Source organism: Streptomyces sp. NPDC096046, assembly GCF_040303285.1.
In the GTDB taxonomy this organism is placed as follows: domain Bacteria; phylum Actinomycetota; class Actinomycetes; order Streptomycetales; family Streptomycetaceae; genus Streptomyces.
In genome coordinates, this window is record NZ_JBEOSZ010000035.1 from 1 (window position 1) to 8,951 (window position 8,951).

Sequence of the window (8,951 nt, forward strand, 5' to 3'; positions counted from 1 at the left end):
TTCTCCGTCACCGGAGTGGTGGCGAGCCGGTGGGCGGAGACGGTCACGCCACCGCTCACCGCGGCCGACGTACCGGCGGAGGAGTTGGGCCGGCGCGCCGTCGACCTGCTCGTGGAACGACTCGACCACCCCGAGGCCGCCCCTCGACACCACCTGCTCGCGCCACCGATCTCGCTGCGGTCCAGCACCGGCCCCGCCGGCCCGAATCCCTAGCCACCCTCACCCCTCCCCAGCAGTTCCGGCCACCCCTGATCGCCACTCCCACGGCACCCCCTTGCCCAGAACGCGAAGGAACGCGTAATGAAGAGATCCACCAGACGGCGCCTCACCGCCGCGGCCATGACCGTCGTCGCCGTCGCCACCGGCACCACCGCATGCTCGTCCGGCTCGGGCAGCACCGACACCAAGGGCGCCGGCAGCGGCACGTACACCCTCTGGGACCCCTACCCGCAGTTCGCGAAGGGCTCGGCGTGGGTGAAGCTGCTGGACGACTGCGGCACCAAGGCCGGCGTGAAGGTCAAGCGGACCGCCTTCGACACCAGCGACCTGGCGAACAAGACGCTGCTGGCGGCCCAGCAGGACAACTCCCCCGACGTGCTCATCGTCGACAACCCCGTGGTGTCGACCCTGGCCGAGGCGGGCGTACTCACCACGACCGACGACAATGATCTGGACACCTCGAAGGTGGACGCCAACCTGCTCGCGGCCGGTCAGTCGCACGGCAAGACGTACGGCACGCCGATCGGTGCCAACACCCTTGCCCTCTACTACAACAAGAAGGTGCTCAAGACGGCCGGGGTGGACATCTCCTCGGTCAAGGACTGGAAGTCGTTGACCGAGGCGCTGGCGAAGGTCGAGAAGGCCGGCAAGAAGGGCATCACGTTCTCCGCGATCGGCACCGAGGAGGGCAGCTTCCAGTTCCTGCCCTGGTTCTGGGGCTCCGGCGCGAAGCTCACCGAGGTCGACTCGGACGAGGCCGTGTCCGCTCTGTCGCTGTGGAAGGACTGGCTGGACAAGGGCTACGCCCCCAACTCCGTGCTCAACAACACCCAGACCACCAGCTGGCAGGAGTTCACCAGCGGCGACTACGCGTTCGCCGAGAACGGCACCTGGCAGCTGGCCAACGCCGAGAAGGCCGGCTTCGACTACGGAGTCGTCCCCGTCCCGAGCGCCACCGGCGGCGACGCGGCAGCCCCGACGGGCGGAGAGTTCGTCACCCTCCCGGTGCAGGGCGACACCGGCCGCTACGCCACCTCGCAGAAGCTCGTGTCCTGCCTGACCAGCAGCGAGAACCTCCTCGCCACCGACACCACGCTCTCCTATGTCGCACCCACCGGCGAGGTTCAGGACAAGCAGGCCGCGGCCAACCCCGCGTTGAAGCCGTGGATCGACGCGGTCAAGGCGGCCAAGGGACGCACGAGTGACGATCTGGGGACCAAGTACCCGAAGATCTCCGAGCAGTTGTGGAAGGCCGTCCAGTCCGCGCTCAGTGGGTCCACGTCCCCCGAGGACGCCCTCTCCGCGGCACAGTCCGCAGCCAAGTAACGGGTGGCAGAGGCCGGTTGATGAATCACACGACACAGGTGCCGGACCGGCTGCCGGTGCGCGACCGGACCGGGGCGGCCACCGCCGCCCCGCCTCCGGAACGTGCCAGGGCACGGCGGCGTCCGTCCTCCGAGCAGTGGGCCGCCTGGGCCTTTCTCGCCCCGGTCACCGTCTACCTCGCCCTCTTCTACGCGTATCCCCTCTACCGCAACCTCGATCTGAGCCTGCGCGACTACACCGTCCGCTCCTTCGTCCAGGGCGACGCCCCCTTCACCGGTCTCGCCAACTACCGGACCGTCTTCGACGACCCGACCTTCGCCCCCGCGCTCCTGCACACCGCGGTGTTCACCGCCGTGTGCCTGCTCTTCCAGTACGCCATCGGCCTGGCCCTCGCGGTCTTCTTCCACCAGAACTTCCGGCTTTCGGCGACTCTGCGGGCCCTGTTCCTGGTGCCCTGGCTGCTGCCGCTGATCGTGTCGGCCTCGACCTGGTCGTGGATGCTCAACAGCGACTCCGGCATCGTCAACGCCGCCCTGCACGCCGTCGGTCTCGGCCCGGTGAACTGGCTGACCTCGCCGTCCTGGTCGCTGACCTCGGTGATCGTCGCGAACATCTGGATCGGCGTCCCGTTCAACCTGGTCGTGCTCTACAGCGGCCTGCAGTCCATCCCGGCCGGCCTGTACGAGGCCGCCGCGCTCGACGGGGCGGGCCCCTGGCGCCGGTTCTGGAGCATCACCTTCCCGCTGCTGCGTCCCGTCTCCGCGATCACCCTGCTGTTGGGGCTGGTCTACACGCTCAAGGTCTTCGACATCATCTGGATCATGACCAAGGGCGGCCCGGCGGGCTCCTCCACCACCTTCGCCACCTGGTCCTACCAGCTCGGCTTCGGCAACCTGCTGCCCGCCTTCGGCCCGGGCGCGGCCGTCGGCAACCTGCTCGTCGTCGCCGCCCTGGTCTTCGGCCTGGTGTATCTCAGGGTCCAGCGAAAGCAGTACGCCTCATGACGACCATCGCGACCGCGCACCGCCCGCGCCGGGCCCGCCGCACCACCTGGTGGAAGACGGCCATGGGCCTCGCCCTCACGGCGCTCATGCTGTTCCCGGTCTACTGGATGCTCAACGTGTCCTTCACCCGCGACCAGGACATGCGCAAGAGCCCGCCCGGCCTGTTCCCCGTGCACGGCACCCTGGCCGGTTACCGGGCCGTGCTGGACGAACAGTTGCCCTATCTCGCCACCAGCCTCGTCATCGGGCTGGGCACCGTTGTCCTGACCGTCGCCCTGGCCGCGCCCGCCGGGTACGCGCTGGCCAAACTCCGCCCGCGCGGCGGCGGTGTGCTCAGCTTCTTCTTCCTGGTGGCCCAGATGGTCCCCGGCATCATCATGGCGATGGGCTTCTACGCCATCTACCTCCAGCTCGGCCTGCTCCAGTCCGTCCCCGGCCTGATCGTCGCGGACTCCACTCTGGCCGTCCCCTTCGCGGTCCTGATCTTCACCGCGTTCATGTCGGGCATCCCCCGCGAACTGCTCCAGGCGGCGACGATGGACGGCGCAGGGCCCCTGACGACCTTTCGGTGCATCGTCCTGCCGATGAGTCGCAACGCCGTCGTCACGGTGTCCCTGTTCGCGTTCCTGTGGTCCTGGTCCGACTTCGTCTTCGCCAGCACCCTCGCCAGTGGCGGCACCCACCAGCCGATCACCCTCGGCATCTACCAGTACATCGGCAACAACAACCAGGAGTGGAACGCCATCATGGCCACCGCCGTCGTGGCCTCACTGCCCGCCACGGTGATCCTCGTGCTCGCCCAGCGCTACGTCGCCGCCGGCGTGACCGCCGGAGCGGTCAAGGACTGAGCCAGCGGCACGGACCCGGACCAGGCCCTCCCACCCCGTCCCTACGCCCGACCATGACCGAGCCCTCGTGGTCGGCCGTTGCCCCCTGCTCGAGAAACGAGTCACCCGTCATGACCGCCGCACCGCCCGGCCCGTCCTTCTCCGTCCACGACATACCCTTCAGCACACACGGATCCTGGTTCGGCATCTCTCCCGTGCTCGCGGAGAAGACGCGGGCCGAAGACCTCCACCTCGTCTCGCACCAGAACGGCATGCACGCCGTCCTGCGCCTGGTCCCGCTCGAAGTGGCGACGGGCGACCGGGCCGGGACGCACGTCGAAGCGACACCGAGCCTGCTCCGCTGGATCCACGAGAGCGGACGCATCGAACTCGTCTACGAGTCCCCGGACACGGTACGCGTACGCGGCGCGGGCCTGGCCCTGCGCGTCAGTGCGGCGGCGCAGACCCTGACACCCTTCAGCGGCACCTACTTCTACCGCGACCCGGTCGCCGACGCGTACGTGTTCACCTCGTACGAGACCGGACGCCGGTACCGGGTCACCGTGCTGTCCGGCTCTGTGACCGACACGTCCGGCTCCGAGGCCCTGGGCAGCGCGGAGCGCGGTGTCACCATCGCAGCGGACTCCGGCGGAGGCTGGGAGATCGCCGTGGAGGAATGCGACGCGGCGCGGGCGCCCTACGCCTCGTCGGCGGCGTTCGGCGCAGTCGCGGAGGCCGCCCGGAACTCCTTCGCGGACTTCGTCGACGCGGTGGCCCCCTGGCGCTCGTCCGCCACCCCGGCCGCCGAACTCGCCGCCTACGTCGTGTGGTCCGCGACCGTACGCCCGGCCGGCCTGCTCGCACGGCCCGCGGTGCTGATGTCCAAGCACTGGATGGACAAGGTATGGAGCTGGGACCACTGCTTCAACGCCCTCGCCCTGGCCTCCGGTTGCCCCGAACTGGCGCGCGACCAGTTCGCGCTGCCCTTCGACCACCAGGACGGCAGCGGGGCCCTGCCCGACTCGGTCACCCACTCAGAGGTGCTGTACAACTTCGTCAAACCACCCATCCACGGCTGGGCCTTCGGCCGTCTGCGCGAACGGCTGCCCAAACCGCTCGACCAGGCGGATCTGGCCGAGACGTACGGCATGCTGGAGCGCTGGACGGGCTTCTGGCTCACCGCACGGCGCGCACCCGGTGCCGCGCTGCCCCACTACCAGCACGGCAACGACAGCGGCTGGGACAACGCCACCACCTTCGACCGCGAACGGGTGGTCGTCACCGCCGACCTGGCGGCCTTCCTCATCCTCCAGCTTCATGAACTCGCCCGGCTCGCGACCGAGTTGGGGCGCCCCGAAGACGCCAGCGAGTGGACGCGCACGGCCGGGGAGACTCAGGCCGCCCTGTTCGACGAGCTCTGGCAGGACGACCGGTTCATCGCCCGTTCCGCTCACGGCGCGGACACCTGGAGCAGCTCCAGCCTGCTCGACCTGATGCCCGCCGTGCTCGGCGAGCACCTGCCGGACGATGTCAGCGCCGTCCTCGCCGAACGCATCGAAAAGCACCTGACTCCGCACGGCCTCGCCACCGAACTCCCCGGCTCACCGCATTACCTCTCCGACGGCTACTGGCGCGGACCGATCTGGGCCCCGGCCACCGTCCTCATCGAGGACGGCCTGCGCCGCGCCGGCCACCACCGTCTCGCGGACGAGATCAGCGCCCGCTTCCGCGCCCTGTGCGAAACGTACGGCTTCGCCGAGAACTTCGACGCCCTGAACGGCATGGGTCTGCGCGACCGCGCCTACACCTGGACCGCCAGCAGCTACCTCCTTCTCGCCGGAGCCCGAGAACTCCGGCACACCGCACCCGCCGCGCACACCCGCGACTGAGCCCCCCTGGGCGCCCCGCGCCCCGGCAGCACCCACCCTCTCGGGAGAACTCATGGACATGTCCCGCTTCCTTCCACCGCTCAGACACACCACGGAACCCGGTTCCGCAGGCGGCCGCCGTCTGCGCAGGACCACCGCGCTCGCCGCGCTGTTCGCGTCGGTCGGGGCCGTCGTCCTTCCCGGCACGACCGCCCAGGCCGCCGACACCACCGTCACCGTCGACTTCGCCACCGCGGGAGGCGCCCCCACCTACCGCGCCTCGGGCACGATCTACGGCATGACCGAGAACGGCTCGCTGCCGCAGGACCACTTCTACAAGGACATCAAGTGGAAGTTCATGCGGGCCGGCGGCGCCCAACTCGACAATCCCGGCGGCTGGGTCGCGGGTAAGTACGACCGCCGCTGGAACTCCACCCGGGCGCAGTACCAGCGCACCAAGACGCTGGGCGGCACGTTCGTCATCCTGCCGCACGACCTGTGGGGCGCCGACGGCACGACCAGTCCCACGTTCCCCGGCGACAACGGGGACTGGACCCGGTTCGACGCCTTCTACGACCGCCTCATCGCCGACGCGCAGGCGGCGGGCATGACCGACATCCAGTGGGACATCTGGAACGAGCCCGACTGGACCCCCTTCTGGGCGCGGACGCAGGCCCAGTACCTGGAGATGTGGAAGCGGGCTTACCAGAGGATCCGCGCCGCCTTCCCGAACGCGGTGATCGTCGGTCCGAGCACCGCCGGCAAGCCCGCCGGAAGCGGTTCCGGGTGGTGGAACACGTACCTGGACTACGTCAAGGCGAACAACGTCGAGCCGAACATCTACAGTTGGCACGATCTGCCCGGCGACCCGGTCGTCGACGCGAACGCGGTCCGGTCCAAGCTGTCGGCGCGATCGATGACCACCGGCCGGCCCTTCCAGGTCAACGAGTACGCCAACACGAACGAGCAGACCCCCGGGCGTGGGGCCTGGTACATCTCCCGACTGGAGCGGGCCGGAGCCGACGGGCTGCGCGCCAACTGGGCGTCCGGCGCGAGCCTGCACGACTTCCAGGCCAACCTGCTGACGAAGAACAGCGCAGGGCAGTACCTGCCGTTGGGGGAATGGTTCCTGTACCGCTACTACGGATCGCAGACCGGCAACATCGTCAAGCTCACGCCAGGTACGAACACCGACGGTCTGGCGACCAAGGACAACACGGCCAGAAACGCCAAAATCCTGCTGGGCAGCAACGGCAACACCGGTAACGTCACCGTCGATCTCGACCGTCTGGACGCCACCGACGTCGTCGAGAACGGCCGGGTGCGTGCGGTCCTGCAGCGCATCCCGAACAACGACGGGGGCGCTGTGACCGGGCCGGTCACCGTCTCGGACCAGACTCTGACCGTCGGCGGCAACTCCGCGTCCCTCACCGTCCCGTGGACGGACTCCAGGGACGGCTACACCGTCACCCTGCTCCCGCCGTCCCACACGACGATCTCCACGGTCGCCGTCGCACAACACAGTGGACAGTGTCTGGACGACACCAACCTGTCCACCGCCAACGGCACCCAGTACCAGCAGTACCACTGCGAGGGCGGCTACCAGCAGATGCTCGACCTGAAGCCGGTCGCGGGCAAGGCCGACACCTACACGATCGTCAACGAGCACAGCGGCAAGTGCCTGGACGTGGCGAACGCCTCCACCGCTGACGGGGCCGCCGTCATCCAGTTCACTTGCGGCAGCGGCACCAACCAGCAGTTCACCCTGCGCCCCGTGACCGCTCTGGGCAATGCCCAGGACCACCAGCTGGTCGCCGTGCACAGCGGCAAGTGCGTCGACGTCAGCGGGATCTCCACCGCGGCCGGCGCGAAGATCCACCAGTGGACCTGCGACACCGCGAGTGCCCTGACCAGCAAGAAGAACCAGATCTGGCGTCTCCAGGGCATGGGCTGACCCGCGTTCCCTCCATGGGGGCTCCCGGCCACAGCGGGGAGCCCTCATGGGCTGCCGCCGGAATCCGCGACCTCGGCGACACCGTCCACGTCGAGGTGGACCCTCCGGGAGGAGTTCAGGCGGGACACCACCCCATATCGCCCGACTCGAAGACGGTGAACCGGCGGCCGCCGACGTGCTGGAGTGGCTGAGGCCGCACCGGAATGCAGCAGCACGGGCGGCGCTCGACGCGCTTCATCACACCCAGGCCCTGCAGGCCCTGAGATGCCGTCAGAGGTCGCTCGGCAGGCCGAGGCCGGTCAGCGCTCCGACCGGGTCCAGGTCGGGGGTGCCTCTGGGCCACCAGTCGTCGTGGCCGGGCTCGGACTCGTAGGCGTACCAGAGGCCGTCTCGGCCGAGGCGGAGCTGGACGTGGCCGTGGGGGTGGGTGAGGTGATTGCGCCAGGGCCGGAAGGCGGGCAGATCGGCAGCGAGGAGGAGGGGCCGGGCCCGGTCGAACCGGCCGGCGGGCGGGTCCCACGGCTCCTCCAGCACGGCGAGGCCCTCCAGCCCGCCCTGGCGCCAGGCGGCGACCGCGCGGGCCAGCTCGGACGGGGTGCGGCCCGCCGCGGAGGCGAGGGAGGAGTAGAGCGCCCGGCTGCCCGCGGTGAGCCCCGCCCCGGGACGGGCCGCGGCCAGGCGGACCGCGTCCTGCCACAGGGTCAGCTCACCGACCGGGTCACGGCCGGTGTGGAGCAGGGCGTGGGCTCGGGCGGCGGCGTCCGTGGCCAGTTGGTCCAGCGCGAAGGGGTCCGGGCCGCCGGGGGCCGCCGGATAGGCCGGGGGCTGCTCGGGGTGCGCGGGCGGAGGCAGTGGTGCGGGAAGGGGCGGGAGGGCGCGCGATGCGAGGGCCTCCGTCGCCCGCACGCCGGGCAGGGGCGCCGGGCCCCTGTCCTGCGCGGCGCGCGCCGCGCGGGTGGCACTCAGCCGGGACAGCGCGTCGAGCAGATCCCGCTCGCCCCGGCCGCGCAGCAGAAGCAGGACGAAGGGGTCGGCGTCGAGCAGCCGGGCGGTCTGGTAGCAGAGGGCGGCCGCGTGCTTGCAGGGGTGTCCGCGGTCGGGGCAGCTGCACCGCGGCTCCAGGTCACCGGGACCGGGCAGCAGCGGCACGCCGCAGTCCGCGAGGGACTGGGGCATCTCCTTGTCGAGCAGCGCGGCGATGTGCCCGGGGCGATCGGCGGCGGCGTCCAGGAACCGGTCCCAGTCGGTGTCGTCGAGCGTGCGCAGACGGACCTGGACGCGGTACGGGCGGGGGCGGCTGCCCTGGACGTAGGCCAGCACCAGTCCGGGTGTCACCGTGATGGCGTCGACATGCCCCTGCCCGGCGTACCCCCGCCCGCGCTCCAGCCGCTTCACGTCCAGCGCACCCTGCTCCAGGGAGCTGACCCAGGCGTTACCCCACCAGCTCTCGGCGAACCGTTCGCCGACCCGGGGCGGGAAGGGCGGGAAGGTACGGCGCAGTTCACTGTCGCGGGAGGGAGCCGCCATGGAGCGGGGCGACCTGGGGGTGCGGGACGACGCGGGGGCCGTGCGCGGTGCCGAGAGCTGCGCTGAGTCGGCGGCCGGGGAAGCGGCCGGGGAACTCGCAGGCGCCGGATGACTGGGGCGGGCGTAGGCCGGGGCCGACGGCGGAAGCGTCGCCGCCGGGCCGTCGGGGCGCGCGGCGGGGTCCGGGGGCTGGGGTGCCGGGGTGCCGGACCCGGTCGGCGCTACC

The 8,951-nt window shown here is 70.7% G+C and carries 7 protein-coding genes; 6 read left to right on the top strand and 1 reads right to left on the bottom strand.

Annotated features, from left to right (window positions below):
- The 6 genes from ABTX62_RS26075 to ABTX62_RS26100 form a co-directional block, all read left to right on the top strand.
- Window positions 1–213, top strand: a 213-nt coding sequence (locus ABTX62_RS26075) for a substrate-binding domain-containing protein (protein WP_352118483.1), incomplete at its 5' end; no start/stop codon positions are given.
- 87 nt (window positions 214–300) lie between these two features.
- A complete protein-coding gene (locus tag ABTX62_RS26080; protein ID WP_352118484.1) occupies window positions 301–1,545 on the top strand; it encodes a sugar ABC transporter substrate-binding protein in 1,245 nt (414 codons plus the stop codon).
- Window positions 1,546–1,565: 20 nt separating this feature from the next.
- Entirely contained in the window at window positions 1,566–2,549 is a 984-nt protein-coding gene (locus ABTX62_RS26085) for a carbohydrate ABC transporter permease (RefSeq protein WP_352118485.1), read from the top strand.
- On the top strand, window positions 2,546–3,397 hold the full coding sequence (locus tag ABTX62_RS26090) for a carbohydrate ABC transporter permease (RefSeq protein WP_352118486.1): 852 nt from the start codon (window positions 2,546–2,548) through the stop codon (window positions 3,395–3,397). The genes ABTX62_RS26085 and ABTX62_RS26090 overlap by 4 nt, the downstream gene beginning before the upstream one ends.
- A 110-nt stretch (window positions 3,398–3,507) precedes the next feature.
- Complete coding sequence (locus ABTX62_RS26095; RefSeq protein ID WP_352118487.1) at window positions 3,508–5,265, top strand: amylo-alpha-1,6-glucosidase; 1,758 nt, start codon at window positions 3,508–3,510, stop codon at window positions 5,263–5,265.
- A gap of 52 nt (window positions 5,266–5,317) precedes the next feature.
- Entirely contained in the window at window positions 5,318–7,198 is a 1,881-nt protein-coding gene (locus ABTX62_RS26100; RefSeq protein ID WP_352118488.1) for an RICIN domain-containing protein, read from the top strand.
- Between the two features lie 270 nt (window positions 7,199–7,468).
- On the opposite strand, the gene ABTX62_RS26105 is transcribed toward ABTX62_RS26100, so the two are convergent.
- Window positions 7,469–8,951, bottom strand: a 1,483-nt coding sequence (locus ABTX62_RS26105; protein WP_352118489.1) for an SWIM zinc finger family protein, incomplete at its 5' end; no start/stop codon positions are given.